Here is a 16,513-nt window from a genome sequence, read left to right as displayed (position 1 = left end):
TCTCTTTCCTCTCAACCGGGTATGACGGCGGCGGCGGGCAAGCCGAGGCGCGATGCGTCGCCGCATGCGAACGACGCTTCGATCTCGGCAATCCGCCTCTCCAATTCGTCTCCGGTCGCCCGCCAGGCCGGTATCGCATCGGCCAGCCTCGCATGCCATGCACACAGGTTGGGATATGCATCGAACGGCGCACGCGTGCGCGGCACGTGGCTGAATGGCGAAGCGAGATCGATGTCGGCCAGCGTCGGAGTCTCGCCGGTCACGAACGCGCGATCGCGCAAATGCCGGTCGAGCACGGCCGCATAGCGATGAATCGATTTCACCGCATCGGCAACCAATGCCGGGCTCTCGGGTTGCCCCCTTAGCCGATGAATGAAGCGCTCGTCGATGAGCACCGCGGGCCCGCGCCGAAAATGCTCGGCGGCCCAGAACATCCACTTGAGCACCTCGAAGCGCGCAACGCCCTCCGGCCAAAGCGTCGAGCCGGCCCGCTCCGCCAAGTAGATCATGATGGCGGACGCTTCGAACAACGCGATGTCGCCGTCGACGAAGGCCGGAATCGTACCGTTCGGACTGAGCGCGAGATACGCGGGCTTGCGATTTTCGCCGACGAACAAGTTCACGAATTCGAATTCGACGGGCAAATTCAGGTGAGCGATCACCGTCAGCACGCGGCGCGTATTGCTTGATCCGCGATCTCCGTAAAGTTTCATTGCGCCTCCTCGGCTACGAATCGCGGCGGCGCGACCGCGGCGTCGGCCGCTTGCCACGACTGGCAAAGCTCGTGCGCCTGGCGCACGGCTTGGTAGACCGCGTTGACGATCGGTGCGCCCGATTGCGACGCAAGGCCGAGCGTCCATATGCGCTCTGGGTAGGCGAGCCCAGGCAACGACACGCGCAAGTCCGACCCCACGCGCAAACTCGCGCCGGCAGCGGCGGCATGCTCGCCCAGCATGATCACGTGTGCGCTTGCATAGAGCGGCGCTTTGCAAAACCCCGTCGCGCAGACGATCGCGTCGTACTCGTCCAGTCCGCCGTCGTCCCAGCGCACGGTCCACCGAACGCCGCGATCGAGTGCGGCCGGCGTCGCCTTTCTTACCGTCAAGCGTTGCGCTTGCGCGTATTCGATCAGCCTGTCGGCGCTTTGCAGCGGACAGGCGAACAAGTAGCGCCCGACGACGCGCGAGCATTCCGCCAGCGCATGGCGCTGGCGTTCGAGGGGCTCATCGCGCAAGCGCATCTGCGCAGCGTCCATGTGCGCGACGAGAATCTCCTGCCAGTCAGTCGCGCCGCGCCGCGCGAGTTCGGCCTCGCGCCGCATGCGTTCGATCGGCTCGCGAGCGCGCTCCACCTGAGCGCTCAACGGACGTTCCCGCACTGCGCGCGCCGCGCGTGCGAGAATCCGCAAGAGCCGCCACGACAGCGTGGCGGCGGCCGAATCCAAGTCCACCTGAGCCAGCGCCGCCGCATCGACCGGAACCGGGCACGCACGCGGCGTCGCCGTGCGGACGGCAGGCAATCGCCCGGACGGCGAGACGATGTCGATCGAATGCCCGGCCGCGCACAGCAGCAACGCCGAATCGAGCGCAGACAACCGGCTGCCCAGCACCAGCACGCGCGAGCGCGCATCGAGTTCGGCCAGAACGCGCCCTTCCGGGTAGAGACTCTCGAACAACTGCGGCTGTCCCAGATGCGGCCTAACGGCGTCGGGAACGTACGGCGCCCCATGCCCGGTGCAGATGAGGACGTCGGTCGCGTGTAATGTCATGCCGTTCTCGAGCGCGACCCGGTACTCGCTCTCCGAGATGCGTTCGATGCGAAGCGCGGCGGCGGTCACGAGTCGATGTTCGATGCCGGAAGTGCACGCCAGCGCGGCGTATCGGTCATATCGCGATGCGAGGTATCGGGACACATAGGCGCGCGAGACGAACCCATCTCTCGTCGCCATCACGCCGATCGATTGCAAGTACGCGAGGAAGTCATCGGGATCGTCGTCGACGATCGACATCGTCTCGACCGACGTATTGCAAAGCAGCGCGGGATGCTTTGCCGCGAACGCGGTGCCGCGCCCGACGCCTCTCGGATCGACGAGATCGATCGATCGCGCGACGCCATATCGCACCGCCGCCACGAACGCGGCAACGCCGCTTGCGCCGCCGCCCACGATCACCAGCCGGCGTTCACCTCGCCTTGCTGCCATAACGCTCCTGAGAATCGAAGTGCGATTGAAAGCCGCCGTCGCTATCTGTTTCGCCTGTCCTCGCCGCCGCACACGCTTACCGTATTCGAACCGGCTGGCCCGTTAGCGCGCTGCGCGCTCGCCGACGGCGTTCAGCGCGCGAGCCAGTAGCTTCACGCCGTTCCAGCCCCAGTACACGCGATGTTGCGCAATGAGGCCATGCTCGCCGATGTCCATCATCTCCATCAGATCGACTTGATCGCCGGCCGGTGCGACGCGCGGATACTCCCAGGTCAGCTGCCTGCCGTTGACGAAAAAGACGCCGGTTCGATACCACTGGGAAAGATCGCTCGGAAACTTGCGGATGCTGTCTTCGAAGAACGTGAGGATCGTCGAGCGGCCGATGAGGACGCCCGACTGCCGCTCGGGGTAGACCGCCAGCGCCAACGGCGTTTCGAGAATCGCATCCTCCGCGTACAGCGCGGCGGTAGACTTCAGATCGCGTTTGCGGACCGTATCGTGCCAAGTCTCGAAAATGTGCAGCATCAATTTGGCATCGGCGGTGTGATTCATCGAGTTTCTCCGAGGCGTCGCCCGCCTCCATTCGGAGCCGCACGACAGGAACGCAGACTATAGCCGCGAGCGAGCGAAGCTTGTTTCGACGCGTATCGAAGCATTGCGGGCCGACACCGGCTGCACCGGTGCTTGTGTGAAGATGCGTGCCGCTCGATCGGAACAAAGGACATCGGACGGGCGCGCACGCCGGTCGAAGCGCCGTCGAGCAAAGCCGGTGAACCGTGACGCTCGCGAACAACGAGCCCCGTGAAGCGCCCCGTTGATGCCGTGCGCCAGCGCGGATCGAGAGCAGCCGCCCCGTGGCCGGACTGCTAAGATGCATGAACTTATACGACCCTATACGACAGGTCGATCGCGCCCCGCTCGTCATCGAATGCGCGATCGGCTACACCGCGAGGGCCGCGCGCTTGACGGCGCGCTTTCGCGGCACTCTCAGCAAGGAACCCGGTTCGTGACTCACCTCGTATTCTTCTGCGGCCATGCCGGCACGGGCAAAACGACGCTCGCCAAGCGCCTCGTCGGCCCGCTCATGCGGGAAACCGGCGAAGCCTTTTGCCTGCTCGACAAGGACACGCTCTATGGCCGCTACAGCGCTGCGGCGATGGGCGCCCTGACGGGCGACCCCAACGATCGCGACAGCCCGCTCTACTTGCAACACTTGCGCGAGCCCGAGTATCAGGGGCTGCTCGACACCGCGCGCGAAAACCTCGAATTGGGCGTGAGTGCGCTAGTCGTCGGCCCGCTCTCGCGTGAGGTCCGCGAGCGCAAGCTGTTCGATCGCAGTTGGCTCGGCGTCGGCGAAGACGTCACGCTGCGCATCGTTTGGGTCCATACCTCGGAGGCGACGGCACACGCACGCATCATCGCGCGCCACAATCCCAACGACGCCTACAAGCTCGCACACTGGGACGAATACAGGCAGCGGCGTTTCGAGCCGAGCGGCGCGGCGCGCGAAGGCCTCATCATGTTCGACAACACGGCGCCGACGACGGCCGAGTTCGACGCGTTGCTGCGCAAGATTGTCACGGATTCGGGGGAATAAAAGGCTACCGGCGCCACCGGGGGCTCACGCACCGGCGCGGCGGGAGGCTCGCCACGCATGCATCGACGCATGCGTGGCTGCCCTCTTCTGAAGCGGCGTTCTCGAGGCCCTGCTCAGTGCCGCTTTCTCCGCGCGGCGCGCACGGCTGCGCCGCTTCTCTCAGGCTGCCCTCGTCCCGGCATTGCACCGGAGGGCGTATGCGAGGATGTTCGCTAGTGCACGTTCGTCGACTGGCGCGGCTAGGCAGTCGCCATGGCCTCCAGCGTCGCGCCTTCGTACAGCCGGCCGAATCGATTCGCGAGGAAATCGCCCAGCGAAACCTGCTCCTGCCGCACGAACCCGCATTGCGCCAGCTTGCCTTCGCGGAACAAATCGAGCACCGCGCACATCGCACCGGCCGTGGTGATTTGGATCGCGCTCATTGGCATGCCGCATACGGTCTTGGCGAAGATCTTGCGCGTGAACACATCTTGGATGAGCTGACCGTCGCGCATGCCCGTCACCGTGACGAAGATCAGCACGACGTCCTGCGACGTGGACGGCACGGCTCGACGCATGATGGTCTTGAGCGTGTCGCGGTCGCTCGACAAACGCAAATCTTCGAGCAAGAACTTCACGAGGTCGCGATGGCCCGGGTAGCGCACCGATTTGTAATCGAGCGATTCGACTCGGCCCGCCAGCGTCTCGCACAACGTGCCGAGGCCGCCGGAGGTGTTGAACGCTTCATACTCGGTGCCGTCCAGCGAGAAGTGCTCGAGCCCTTCGAGCGGCTGAACCCACTGAGTGCGTGCCTCGCGAATCGCCTCGCACGGCTGGCAGTACTCGTTGATGAGGCCGTCCACGCTCCACGTCAGGTTGTACTTGAGCGCGTTCGTCGGAAACTCGGGCAGCGCGCCGACGCGCATCTTGACCTCACGCACTTCCGAAAACCGCTTGGCCAACTCGTGCGCGGCAATGCCGATAAAGCCCGGTGCGAGACCGCATTGGGGCATGAAGGCCTGCGGCGCGCCTTCGGCGAGCGAGCGAATCGCATGCGTGGCGCGCACGTCTTCGGTCAAATCGAAATAATGCACGCCCGCCGCTTTCGCCGCGGCCGCGACGTTCACGGCCAGGTAATACGGCAGCGCGTTGACCAACGCGTCGAAGCCTTGGACGGCGGCTCGGATCGCATTCGAATCGGCGGAATCGACGCGTTCGGTCGCGATCCCCTCGCGCGCCAGCTTCTCGAGCGCCTGCGGATCGCGATCGAACGCCACGACCTCGTAGTCGCCGGTTTCACGCAGCATATGGGCGATGGTGTGGCCGATCAGCCCAGCACCGACGATAGCGACTTTCATGCGGTTCTCCTTCGTTGAATGTTTCGAGTTTTCGTGGCAAAGGCCTTGCGGCCTGCGCGCCGGAGACGCGCTGCTGCGTTCGAAACAGTGTAGAGAGCCGCGAACACGGAAAATAGGTGCAAAGTGCTGCGCGCGCGTGCGAGTTTTCGACGAAAAGTCGAAGACGCACGACATTTCGTCCGATTTCGCCACGGACGAAGGGCAAAGGCATGTCGCGTCGCCCGCGCGGGGCGCGCGCCGATCAGCCGCCGAACGAGGTGCGGTCGATCTTGCGCGCGAGGATGATCGAAGTCGTCGTGCGCTCCACGCCCTCGAGCGCGCCGATCTGATCGAGCAGTTCGTTGAGACGATCCGGCGAGGGCGCGCGCAGCCAAGCGACGTAGTCGTACTCGCCGCTCACCGCGCACAGCAGTTGGACTTCGGGGATTTTTTCGAGGCGCTTGAGCGTGCTCGGGCCGAATTTCGGCGCGAGGATGATGCCGACATAAGCGTTGATGCTCGCGTCGAGCACGTCCTGCCCGAGCCGCACCCCGTAACCGGCGATCACCTGCATGCGCTCGAGACGCTCGATGCGCGCCAGCACGGTCGTGCGCGCCACGCCCAGCTGCCGCGCCAAATTGGCCACGCTCTCGCGCGCGTTGGCCTGCAATAGCGTCACGAGATTGCGGTCGAGCTCATCGAGCTGGTCCAGGCGCGGAGGTCTCATCGGTGGCGGCGGCTAGTGGAACAAGAAGGGTCGAATTATCGCCCATGCCGCGCTTCATAGGCTTTCACGTGCGTGTAAGCCAGTTCGAGCAGCGAAGGCCGCCCGTCGTTCGTGGCCGGCGCTTTGCGTCTGGCCAGCATATCGCCGAGAACGTGATCGCCCTCCGTGCGCGAGCCGTTTTCGATATCGCGCAGCATCGACGCGGTCAACGACGAGCCCCGCGCGAACAACATGGCGCCCGAGCGTTCGGCGAACGGCGCCCGCATGGCATGCCCATGGGCGGCGGCGATGCCGCCGCATTCCTCGAAGAGCGAGCGCATCGCCGCTTCGCCGCCGGGTGCACTCAAAATGGTGCCCACGCTCGCTCGGAACAAACACGTGCTGGCCGCCAACGTCGCGAGGAAAACCCACTTCTCCCACATTTGCTGCACGATCGCATCGGTCGGATCGACGTCGAAACCGCCAGCGCTCAGCGCTGCCGCGATGGCGGCGGTGCGTGGGCGCTTAGCGCCGTCCAACTCGCCGAAGACGATTGCGTGCATGTCGGTCATCTGAACGATCGCGCGCGAGGCGTCGAGCGTCGCCGCGATCAAGCACACGCCGCCCAAGACGCTCGCGGCGCCAAAGCGCTCGGCGAGCACGTCGAGGTGCCGCATGCCGTTGAGCAGCGGCAAAATCGCCGTCGCTGGGCCGACGGCCGGTGCGAACGAATCGATCGCACTGGCGAGGTCGTAAGCTTTGCAGCTGAGCAACACTAGATCGTAAGGCGCGTCGATGTCTTCACTGAGTACCGTCTTCACGTTGGCGAGCTTCGCCTCGCCGCGCGGGCTCTTGATGACGAGCCCGTTCGCCGCAAGTTCCTTGGCGCGTGCTTCGCGCACGAGAAAGGTTACGTCTTGACCGGCCAACGCCATGCGCCCGCCGAAATACCCGCCCACCGCACCGGCACCCACGACCAAAATCCGCATCATCGCTCCTCGATCATCGCCCCTCGCGGCCACCGCGAGACAGGCACGAGCGCCACTGTAATACAGCCTCGGTTCGCGCGCTGAGCGCGGCACGCGCGCGCACCTGCGACGGCCTGCGCGTATCGACTTGCCGTTTTCGCGCACGGGCGCTTCTATAGAGCAAATACGTTTCAAATGTAAGCGTATGTCTCATTGTTCGATGAGACGGTTCGAGCGGTGGTACAACTGCCGCCAGATCCGTGCACATGCAGCAAGCATGGCCGGTTCCCGCTATACCCACACGACTGCAGGAGGTTCTATGAAACGAACAACGATCGCCATTCTCACTTGCGCCCTCGTCACCGGCGTAGGGCTCGGATCGAGCAGCGTATTTGCTCAAGCTTCGACGCCCGCGGCCGCTTCCGCCGCGCAGCCAAGCGCGTCCAGCGGCCCCGCCGCCGATGCGCACGCGGCTAAACGCGAGGCCCGTGTCGAGGAACGCATCGCGTATCTGCGCACCCAGCTCAAGATCACCCCGGCGCAAGAGACGCAGTGGAAAGCCTTCGCCGAAGTGATGCGCGCGAACGGCCAAAACATGGGCCGGCTGTACCGTCAGCGCATGCAGGCCGAGGCAAGCCAATCCGCGCTCGACAACATGAAGCAATACGCCCTGCTCGCCCAAGCGCACGCCGACGACATGAAGCAGCTCGTTGACGCCTTCGAGCCGCTCTACGACAGCATGTCGCCCGAGCAGAAGAAGCTTGCCGATACGACGTTCCGTCAGCACGAGCGCGGCCGCAACCGCGATGGTCGCCGCAGCAAATCGGGCGCGCCCGCCAAGCCCTGATCGGGGTGCGCGCAAGCGTGCGATGCCCGCGAACGAGCCCACGGCACGTTCGCAAGGCCAAATCAGCGCCAATCGGACCCGCCTAGGCCACACGGCCGTTAGCCGAACGAAAGGCGTGCGCGCCACGCGGTTTCCCGCTACGCTCACGCCTTCTTGGCATTTGGCTGAATTCCCATGATCGAATTGAATGACATCGATTTGCGCGACGATCCCGCCGCAGGGCGATATGTGAAAGATGAAATCGTCGCGGTCGAATTCGCGTCCGCGAGTGGCGAACTGATGAGCCTCGAAGGTGCGAACCGCTACGAACCCGGCGACGCGCTGATCACGGGCACGGGCGCTGCGCGATGGGTCGTCGAACGCAGCCGCTTCGACGCGAAATACGTCCCGGCCGAAACCGCCTTGGCCCACGGTGCGCCCGGGCGGTACCGCAATCGCCCCGCCGTCGTGCTCGCCAAGCGCATGGACGCGCCATTCTCGATTCCGCGCCGCGCCGCCGGGGACGTGCTGAACGGTGCGGCCGGCGATTGGGTCTTGCAGTATGCGCCCGGCGATTACGGCGTGGTGCGCGCCGACCGGTTCGCGCAGGTCTATCGCGCCGCCGAGCCTCATTGACCGCCGCACGCAGGAGCGCCCGTATCCGGGCACGGCCGCGCGCTTAGGCGAACTCGTCGCCTAGCTCGATCGTCACCTCGCGTGCAACGGTTTCGCCTGCGGCGTATTGCTCCTCGAGCGAACCGAGCGCCGCTTCCACGTAGGCACGCAACACGGCATAGCTGCGCGCTTGCGCGCGCGGCGGCAACGCACGGTAGCGAGCGAACGCAGCGGCGGCGAAGGTGATCGCCAGCGTCATGCGACGCGCCGTCGCACCGAAGCGCATCGCAACCCACTGAACCGCTAAAGAAGGCGTCCCGGCATCGTCCGCGCGCTCGGCGAATACCGTCTGCTCGGGAAACAAATCGCTGACCACTCGGGCGAGCGTCTCCACGTCCCCGCTAGTGCATTCGAATCGGTAAGGTTCCATCGTGAGGTCAATGCGTAAGTCGAGCGGGCCGGTTCGGCGGCGCGCCGGCGCGAACCGGGTGCAGGTCAGGTACGAACGTGTGCCGTCAATCGTCCTCGCGCCACACCGTCGAGCGGCGCGCGACGAGTTCCCCCTGCAACATCGCTTCGCGGGCGGGTAGCGCCGCGCCCTCGATGCGTTCGTGCAGAAACTCCACGGCGCGATAACCGATGTCGTAGGTGGGTTGTCGAATGGCGCTCACCCCGATGAGCTCGGCCCATTCGGAGTCGTCGATCGACAAGAGCGCCACGCGTTCCTGCCAATGCGAACCATAGCGGGTATGCAGATGCAATGCCAGCGAAAGCGCGACCGGCCCGTTGGCGGCGAAGTACGCGACGCGGCGGCCGCCCGCCTTCGACGCTTCCTCCAAGTGCCGATCGAGCGCCTCGTGGGTGCGCGCAAGCGCGTGCGCGTCATTCAGGTCGAGCACGATCGTCTCGCCGCGCAGCGAAGCCGCGCCTCGCCCTTGCTCGAGCGCCGCGCTAAACGCGGCCTCGCGCAAGCGCCGCGAACTCACGTGCTCGAAAGGCTGCACGATGAACCGGATGTCGTCGAAGCCCTGCTCGAGCAAATGACGCATGCCGAGCCGGACGGCTTCGCCGTTGTCCAGTCCCACCATGTCCGCCGTGAGCCCGTCGATCGTCCGGTCGACGAGCACCGCCGGGGTGCCGCCCTCGCCGAGCGGGCGCAGCGTCTCTTCCTTGACGCCAAGCGCATTGACGATCACGCCTTCGACGCGATAGGTCGTCATCAGCTGCAAATAGCGCCGCTCCATCTCGACTTCGTTGGCGGCGTTGCACACGAGCGGCATCAGCCCGAGCGCATGACAAGCGGCCTCGACGCCGCGCGCCACGCCGACGGTGTACGGGTTCGTCAGATCGGCCACGAGCAATCCGATAAGCCGGTTGCGGCCTCGCTTCAACCCGCGGGCCATTTGGTTCGGCCGATAGTCGAGCCGTTTGATCGCCGCTTCGATGCGCGCGCGCAAGTCCGACGAGAGAACGTTGGTTTCCCCGTTCAGATAGCGCGACACGCTCGTCTTGCCGGTACCGGCCTCGCGCGCGACATCGCTGATCGTCGCACGGCGCACCGTGCCCAGAGGGCCGATGCTCATCGGGTGGCGGCGCGCGCCGAGCGCGCGCCATCAATGGCGTGAATCAAGAACGATCTCCTGTTCGAAGGCGAAGGGCCGCGCCCCGCGCCGCACGCTGGCGCATAGACAAAAGCGCGCCGCGGCGCGCTTTACGAAACTTCCAGTGGCGGCATCATAGCGCACGGCGATACGCCCGGCCACTCGTGTCGACGCTACGGGCCGGTACCGGGGCTGCATGCGCTCGATTTTACGCGGCAGCGCGTCCCCTAGCGCGCCAAAACCTCGGGGTTGGCAACGTTTAGACGGAGCCTTCCAGCCAAAGCGGCTACGAGGTTTTCGGCTGCGCAGCGGGCCATGGCATGACGCGTCTCGTGAGTGGCCGAACCGATGTGCGGTAGCGCCACGACGTTGCGCATAGCAAGCAGCGGCGAATCGGCGCCAAGCGGTTCGCGCTCGAAGACGTCGAGGCCTGCCCCGGCGATCGTGCCGTTCGCGAGTGCTTCGATTAGCGCCGCTTCGTCGACGATGGCCCCGCGCGACGCATTGATCAGAATCGCGCTGCGTTTCATGGCGCTCAACTGCGCTGCACCGATCAGATGACGCGTTTGCGGCGTGAGCGGCGCTTGCAGGCAAACGAAATCCGCTTGCGCGAGCAACTCGTCCAATTCGACCCGTCGCGCCCCGTACGCGCGCTCGGCTGCCTCGTTGATATGCCGATTCGTGTAGATCACGCGCATGCCGAAGCCGAGCGCGGCGCGGCGGGCCAGTGCGCCGCCGATGCGTCCGAGCCCGACGATGCCGATCGTCTTGCCGTGGACATCGACGCCGTATTGGGCGGGTCCGATGCTCCCGCGCCAATGTCCCGCCCGCACCCACTCGGCCAGTTCGACCACGCGCCGCGCCGTCGATAGCACCAGCGCGAACACCGTATCGGCGGTCGACTCCGTCAGCACGTCCGGCGTATGGGCGAGCACGATGCCGCGGCGCGTCAGATCGTCGAGGTCGAAATTGTCGACCCCCACCGAGATCGTCGAGACTGCCTTGAGCCGCGTTGCGCGCGCGATCATGGCTGGCGTGACCTTGACGCTCGCGCCGATCGCGCCGTCCGCATCGACGAGCGCTTCGCCGAGCGCGTCGGCCAGCGCTTGATGGGACCCGCCGCGTGCACTGTCCACGACGACGACCTGCGCGTGCTCGCGCAGGTAATCGAGCACGTCTTCGGGCAACGTTTTGTACACGACGATTTTAGGCGTCATCGAATTCACTTTCCGTGCGCATGGGCTCGCGTGCCCGCGAGCAGCACGTCGCTCGCGCTCTGCGCCTTGACGGCCAGGGTCAGCAAGACGGCGGCCACGAGCGCCGCGCTCATGAAGGCGTACGAGGCGGCCGGGGAGCCGGTCGTGCCGTTCAGATAGCCGACGACGTAAGAGCCGACGAACGAGCCGAGCGCGCCCATGCTATTGATGAGCGCCATCGCGCCGCCCGCGACGTTCTTCGGCAGCAACTCCGGCACGATGGCGAAAAACGGTCCGTAAGGCGCATACATCGCGGCGCCTGCCACGACGAGCAACGCGTACGACCACCAGAAATGTGTCGAGCCGAGCGTGTACGACACGGCGAATGCGATGGCCCCGACGAGCAGGAAAGGCCACACGAACGCTTTGCGCGTGTTGAGCTTATCGGACGCCCACGACGCGACGAGCATCGCGATGGTCGCCATGAGATAAGGCAACGCCGACAACCACCCGGTTGCAACCATGCCGAGCGTCGAGCCGTTTTTGAGGATCGAGGGCAGCCAGAGCACGAAGCCGTAGACGCCGATGCTCCAGCAGAAATACTGCGCGCACAGCATCACGACGGCCGGCGAGCGGAACGCTTCGGCATAGTTGCGCACGGGTTTGATCGCTGCCTGCTCGGCGGCGAGCGTATCCGCGAGCGCTTGCTTCTCGGCTTGGTCGAGCCAGGCGACGTCACGCGGCTTGTCGCGCGCGACGAACCACCAGCAAAACGCCCAGACGATCGCCGGCACGCCTTCCGCGATGAACATTTGGCGCCAGCCGAACGAATGCACGAGGTAGCCCGAGACGACCGACATCCACAGCACCGTGACGGGATTGCCGAGGATCAAGAACGTATTGGCGCGCGAGCGTTCCCGCTTGGTGAACCAATTGCTGATGAAGATCAGCATGGCCGGCATGACGGCGGCTTCGACCACCCCCAGCAGAAACCGGATGACGATCAGCGACGCAACATTGCTCACGATCCCGGTGAGCGCCGCGCAGCCGCCCCAGAGCACGAGGCTGACGAAGACGAGCCGGCGCACGCTGCGCCGTTCCGCGTAGACGGCCCCGGGGATCTGAAAGAAGAAGTAGCCGAGAAAGAACAGCGCGCCGATCAGCGACGATAAAGCGGGGCTGATGCCGAGATCTTTGGTGATGCCGGCCGCCGATGCGAATCCGAAATTCGCGCGGTCGAGATAGGCAAGACTGTAAGTGATGAAAACGATCGGCATGATCGTCCACCAGCGCCGCGGTGACAGCGTCGTGGTCGTGGGCATGGTTGTCTCCTCCATGGGCCGCGTTGGAAAGGGGTTAGACGGATGCAGCGGAAGTTTCGATGCGTTCGAGCTCGGCGCGCGTGGGCAAGCCCTCGGAATCGCCGATCACCTGAATCGCGAGCGCGCCGATTCGATTGCCGCGGGTCACGGCCGTCAGCCAATCGCGGCCTTCCAGCAAGGCGCTGACGACGCCCACGGCGAAGCCATCGCCCGCGCCCACCGTATCGACGACGTTGCCGACAGGCTGCGCGGCGACGTAACCGGATTCGTCCGCGGTGCGGAAATAAGCGCCCTGCGCGCCGAGCTTGACGATCACGCCGCGCGATCCCTGGTCGAGGTAGAACCGCGCGATGTCCTCGGGCGTGTCGTAGCCGGTGAGTGCGACGCCTTCGCCTAGCCCGGGCAACACCCAGTCCGAGAGCGCCGCCAGCGCGTTGAGCGTGGCAGCCATCGTCTCGCGCGACGGCCACAGCGTCGGGCGCAAATTGGGATCGAACGAGATCGTCTTGCCCTGCTCGCGCATCGACTCGGCGAGGCGAAACGCCAATTCTCGCGAGGTGGCCGAGATCGCAGGCGCAACGCCGGTCAAATGCAGATGGCGAGCCGCGCCCACGTATGCGGCGTCGAAATCGTCGAGCGACAGGTGACTCGCGGCGGATCCCTTGCGGAAGTACTCGACGGCCGGGTCGCGCCCATCGGTTTGCTTGCCTTTCATCTGGAACCCGGTCGGATAGCGCGGGTCGACGCTCACGTGACTCGCGTCGATGCCCTCGCTCGCTAGCGTGGCGAGCACGTAACGCCCGAATGCGTCGGCGCCGACGCGGCTCAGGTAGCCCACGCCGAAGCCGAGCCGCGACAAGCCGATGGCCACGTTCAGGTCCGCGCCCGCGATCCGCCTCGTAAAATGCTCAACGGACTCGAGCGGCCCCGTTTCGTCGGCGACGAAAAGCGCCATGGCCTCTCCGTAGGTCAAAACGTCGAGCGAAATAGACATCGATGCCTCCAAGTGTCGATAAAGCGGCTCAACCGGCCGCTTGCCAAGTAACCACGCGTGCCGCGTCTCACGCCGCCGCGAGCCATGCGACCCAGTTCCGTGCGTCGCCGGCTGCGCGGCTCGGGTCGAGCGGAAACTCGATCGCACGCGGCGCGGTGCGCGGCAACATCCCGAATACGGCAGCGAACAGCGGATCGTCGATCGACGGAGCGATCGGAAACCGCCTCGCGCCCTCGCCTTGCGACGATTTGCAATGGACGTACTCGACGTGGCTCGCCAGCGCGCGGGCCGCATCGAGCGGCGCTTGACCGGCCCACGACCAATTGCCGATGTCGAACGTCATCCCGAGCAGCCGCGGGGCGCCTTCGCGCTCGAGCGCCGCAAACAAATCGACGAACTGAGCCATCGCACCGCTGCGCTCGCTTTGTCCGTTCTCGACGACGAGCCGCGCCCTGCGTCCACCGGTCACGCCAGCGATCGCGCCCGCATGCGCTTGGCCGCGAAAGCCCCCCAATTGCAGCTTCACCCAGCGTGCACCGAGCGCATCCGCCTGCGCGTGCGCCTTGGACAACGCCGCCGCGTCGAGCGCCCCGTCATCACCATACAGTTCGCAGGGCGTCGAATAAACCGCCCACAACCCACGGGCGGCGATGTCGGCACCAAGCGCGCGCAACGCCTCGGGCGACGCATCGGCCTCATCGGCGAAAAGCTCGCGTCGCACCTCGAAGCCCGTCGCCCCCGCCCGCGCGGCGAGATCGATCCACGCGTCGTGGCCCCGAAGACGCACCGCCTGCGCGCCAAACGCGTTCGCCACGATTGCAACTTCAGTCATAGTCCGCGTTTGGTCCGTATGAAAAGATGAAAAGACAAATGGAACCGGTTCCAACAAAATTCCAAAAAAACGAGCGAACCGCTCGATCAGCCTGGATCTTGCACTGCCGGTCCGCGACCGCGCCATCATGGAAATCCCTACACGCGGCCTGCCCCGACTACACCAGCCGTGCGCGTCGCGGCGACCGTGCGCTCGCCCGTGGCCCCACGCCGGTTACCGCGCCCCGACGGGCGGCTCGCTTTCGCACAACGCCAAAAAACCGGTAGCGACCCGCGAAGGAGCGCCTTCGTGTGGAACCAAAATCGAAAAATGGCGTGTCAGCGGAGCGGGCCCGAGCGAAAGCGCAGCGAGCGCGCCATCCTCGTGCCGCATCGCCATCGCCGAGATGAAGCCCACCCCCATCCCGGCGCGCACGGCTTCTTTCACCCCTTCCACGCCGGCTACCGCGAGCGCCACGCGCGGCGCGACGCCCGCAGCCTCGAACGACTGCTCGACGAACTGTCTCACGCCCGAGCCCTCCTCGCGCATGACGAGGGGATAGGCGCCCACCTGCGCGAGCGTCGGAGCCGTCCCGCGCTGCGCCGCTTCGACCGCCAGCGCATGGCCCCGTGGCGCGATCGCGACGATTTCATCCTCGCGCCAGCTCCGCACGCCCGTTCCTTCGGGCAAGCCCGAACCCACCGGCCCCTCGATCATCGCCACGTCCAGCGACGCAAGCGAGGCCACGATCTCGCCGGTGTTGCCCCCTGCCGTCTGAACTTCCACCTGCGGAAAGCGGCGTTGGAACTCGGCAATCAGATACGGCAGCACATAGCTCGCGATGGTCGTGCTCGCGGCGATGCGCAAGGTGCCTTTCGCCACGCCGCGAAGTGCATCGCGATAGGCCTGGGCTTGGCGGAACGTGTCGCGCAGCTTCGCGGCGTAGTCGGCGAGCTGCGCGCCGCTCGGCGTGAGCTGCACGCCCCGCCCGTCGCGCCGATAGAGCGGCTCCCCGAACTCGTCCTGCAGTTGCCGAAGCTGTCCTGAGACCGCCGGTTGCGACAAATGCAAAGCGAGCGCGGCGCGGCTGATGTTCAGCTGTTCGGCGACGGCGGCGAACGTTATCAGTTGATCAGGGGTCATGGCGAGAAATGTATCGGCTCTGCCGATATGTTACGTCACAAATGACGATTTTTCATAAGCTTATCTCCCAGATAGGATTAGCCCATCAAAAACGCCGCAAAGAGGCAAGACGATGTCCAGCTCTCCCACCCTATCGGCGCCGGCGCGGATCGAACCGCACGGCCAACTCAACGGTATTTTGTTCGTCGCGCTGTTCGCCGCGGCGGTCACGCGGCTCGCGGCGTTGCCCGCTATCGCGGCGCTCGGCATCAGCCCGCTCATCGTCGGCATCGCCGCGGGCGCCGTCTACGGCAACACGCTGCGCGCCGGCATGCCCGCCCACTGGGCGGCCGGCGTCAACTTCTCCGCACGCAAGCTGCTGCGCATCGCCGTCGCTTTCTTCGGCCTTCGCGTGAGCTTGCAAGAAATCGCGCAAGTCGGGCTTGCCGGGCTGACCGTGTCGATCGGTGTTGTCGTGAGCACGTTGATCTTCGGCACGTGGCTGGGCATGAAACTGATGAAGCTCGACCGCGACACGGCCATCCTCAACGCAGCCGGCAGCGCGATCTGCGGCGCGGCCGCCGTGCTGGCGTTCGAATCCACGCTGCAATCGAAGCCGGAAAAAAGCGCGGTCGCAGTGGGCAGCGTCGTATTGTTCGGCACCTTGTCCATGTTCCTTTATCCGCTGATGTACCGCGCCGGTTGGCTGCATCTCGACACGCTCGGCGTAGGCCTCTTTTTCGGCGGCACGATCCATGAGGTGGCGCAAGTGGTCGGCGCCGCGAGCAACGTCAGCCCCGAAGCGACGCACATCGCCACGATCGTGAAAATGACCCGCGTGATGCTGCTCGTGCCCGTGTTGCTCGTGCTCGGCGTGTGGCTCGCCCGGGCGCCCCGCCGCGCCGCGCCCGCAACGGCGGGCGGCAAGCACGGTGCCGCGCCCGCGGCGCGCAAGCTCGCCGTGCCCTGGTTCGCGCTGGGCTTTCTCGCCTGCGTGCTCGTCAACTCGCTTCAGGTGCTGCCGCAAGCCGCGACGCAAGCGGTCAATATGCTCGACACGTTCGCACTGACGATGGCGATGACAGCGCTCGGGATCGAGACGCAAGTGGCGCAAGTGCGCAAAGCCGGCCCCCGCGCCTTGGCAACGGGCTTTATCCTTTACCTTTGGCTCATGGTCGGCGGCCTCGCCCTCACATGGGGCGTCGAGCGTCTATTCGCGTAACGCTCTGGATCTAGCGA

Annotated in this window: 17 protein-coding genes; 4 read left to right on the top strand and 13 right to left on the bottom strand. The window is 65.7% G+C overall.

Annotated elements, in window-relative coordinates:
• Positions 1 to 11: 11 nt before the first annotated feature.
• The 3 genes from MMB74_RS02870 to MMB74_RS02860 form a co-directional block, all read right to left on the bottom strand.
• Positions 12 to 713, bottom strand: coding sequence for a glutathione S-transferase family protein (locus MMB74_RS02870; RefSeq protein ID WP_277427067.1), 702 nt, complete (start codon positions 711 to 713; stop codon positions 12 to 14).
• Positions 710 to 2,200 (bottom strand): FAD/NAD(P)-binding protein, encoded by a 1,491-nt coding sequence (locus MMB74_RS02865; protein WP_277427066.1) that lies wholly within the window; start codon positions 2,198 to 2,200, stop codon positions 710 to 712. Before MMB74_RS02865 ends, MMB74_RS02870 begins: the two co-directional genes overlap by 4 nt.
• Before the next feature lie 102 nt (positions 2,201 to 2,302).
• Positions 2,303 to 2,752: a nuclear transport factor 2 family protein gene (locus MMB74_RS02860; protein ID WP_277427065.1), complete on the bottom strand. Its 450-nt coding sequence runs from the start codon at positions 2,750 to 2,752 to the stop codon at positions 2,303 to 2,305.
• A 454-nt stretch (positions 2,753 to 3,206) separates the two neighbouring features.
• On the opposite strand from MMB74_RS02860, the gene MMB74_RS02855 reads away from it, so the two are divergent.
• Complete coding sequence (locus MMB74_RS02855; RefSeq protein WP_277427064.1) at positions 3,207 to 3,797, top strand: ATP-binding protein; 591 nt, start codon at positions 3,207 to 3,209, stop codon at positions 3,795 to 3,797.
• Between the two features lie 239 nt (positions 3,798 to 4,036).
• Here MMB74_RS02855 and MMB74_RS02850 read toward each other — a convergent pair whose 3' ends face one another.
• From MMB74_RS02850 to panE, 3 genes are all read right to left on the bottom strand, one after another.
• Positions 4,037 to 5,134, bottom strand: a complete 1,098-nt coding sequence (locus MMB74_RS02850; protein WP_277427063.1) for a saccharopine dehydrogenase NADP-binding domain-containing protein — start codon at positions 5,132 to 5,134, stop codon at positions 4,037 to 4,039.
• 241 nt (positions 5,135 to 5,375) lie between these two features.
• Complete coding sequence (locus MMB74_RS02845) at positions 5,376 to 5,840, bottom strand: Lrp/AsnC family transcriptional regulator (protein ID WP_277427062.1); 465 nt, start codon at positions 5,838 to 5,840, stop codon at positions 5,376 to 5,378.
• Positions 5,841 to 5,875: 35 nt separating this feature from the next.
• On the bottom strand, positions 5,876 to 6,808 hold the full coding sequence (panE, locus tag MMB74_RS02840; RefSeq protein ID WP_277427133.1) for a 2-dehydropantoate 2-reductase: 933 nt from the start codon (positions 6,806 to 6,808) through the stop codon (positions 5,876 to 5,878).
• A gap of 298 nt (positions 6,809 to 7,106) precedes the next feature.
• On the opposite strand from panE, the gene MMB74_RS02835 reads away from it, so the two are divergent.
• A complete protein-coding gene (locus MMB74_RS02835) occupies positions 7,107 to 7,634 on the top strand; it encodes a Spy/CpxP family protein refolding chaperone (protein ID WP_277427061.1) in 528 nt (175 codons plus the stop codon).
• A 174-nt stretch (positions 7,635 to 7,808) separates the two neighbouring features.
• Positions 7,809 to 8,249 carry a PGDYG domain-containing protein gene (locus tag MMB74_RS02830; RefSeq protein WP_277427060.1) on the top strand — a complete coding sequence of 147 codons (441 nt, stop codon included), beginning with the start codon at positions 7,809 to 7,811 and terminating at the stop codon, positions 8,247 to 8,249.
• A gap of 43 nt (positions 8,250 to 8,292) precedes the next feature.
• On the opposite strand, the gene MMB74_RS02825 is transcribed toward MMB74_RS02830, so the two are convergent.
• The 7 genes from MMB74_RS02825 to MMB74_RS02795 form a co-directional block, all read right to left on the bottom strand.
• On the bottom strand, positions 8,293 to 8,658 hold the full coding sequence (locus MMB74_RS02825) for a DUF3022 domain-containing protein (RefSeq protein WP_277427059.1): 366 nt from the start codon (positions 8,656 to 8,658) through the stop codon (positions 8,293 to 8,295).
• Between the two features lie 85 nt (positions 8,659 to 8,743).
• Complete coding sequence (locus tag MMB74_RS02820) at positions 8,744 to 9,811, bottom strand: LacI family DNA-binding transcriptional regulator (protein ID WP_277427058.1); 1,068 nt, start codon at positions 9,809 to 9,811, stop codon at positions 8,744 to 8,746.
• Positions 9,812 to 10,056: 245 nt separating this feature from the next.
• Positions 10,057 to 11,046, bottom strand: coding sequence for a D-glycerate dehydrogenase (locus MMB74_RS02815; protein ID WP_277427057.1), 990 nt, complete (start codon positions 11,044 to 11,046; stop codon positions 10,057 to 10,059).
• Positions 11,047 to 11,051: 5 nt separating this feature from the next.
• Entirely contained in the window at positions 11,052 to 12,347 is a 1,296-nt protein-coding gene (locus MMB74_RS02810; protein ID WP_277427056.1) for an MFS transporter, read from the bottom strand.
• A gap of 34 nt (positions 12,348 to 12,381) precedes the next feature.
• On the bottom strand, positions 12,382 to 13,341 hold the full coding sequence (locus tag MMB74_RS02805) for a sugar kinase (protein WP_277427055.1): 960 nt from the start codon (positions 13,339 to 13,341) through the stop codon (positions 12,382 to 12,384).
• A gap of 67 nt (positions 13,342 to 13,408) precedes the next feature.
• On the bottom strand, positions 13,409 to 14,173 hold the full coding sequence (locus MMB74_RS02800) for a sugar phosphate isomerase/epimerase (protein ID WP_277427054.1): 765 nt from the start codon (positions 14,171 to 14,173) through the stop codon (positions 13,409 to 13,411).
• Between the two features lie 213 nt (positions 14,174 to 14,386).
• Positions 14,387 to 15,295 (bottom strand): LysR substrate-binding domain-containing protein, encoded by a 909-nt coding sequence (locus tag MMB74_RS02795; protein ID WP_277427053.1) that lies wholly within the window; start codon positions 15,293 to 15,295, stop codon positions 14,387 to 14,389.
• A gap of 112 nt (positions 15,296 to 15,407) precedes the next feature.
• Here MMB74_RS02795 and MMB74_RS02790 point away from each other — a divergent pair, with 112 nt between their 5' ends.
• A complete protein-coding gene (locus MMB74_RS02790) occupies positions 15,408 to 16,496 on the top strand; it encodes a putative sulfate exporter family transporter (protein WP_277427052.1) in 1,089 nt (362 codons plus the stop codon).
• Positions 16,497 to 16,513: the final 17 nt, after the last annotated feature.

It is taken from the genome of Trinickia sp. Y13 (assembly GCF_029522115.1).
Taxonomy (GTDB): Bacteria; Pseudomonadota; Gammaproteobacteria; order Burkholderiales; family Burkholderiaceae; genus Trinickia.
The sequence above is the reverse complement of the archived record's forward strand: the minus strand, read 5'-3'. Positions and strand labels throughout refer to the sequence as shown.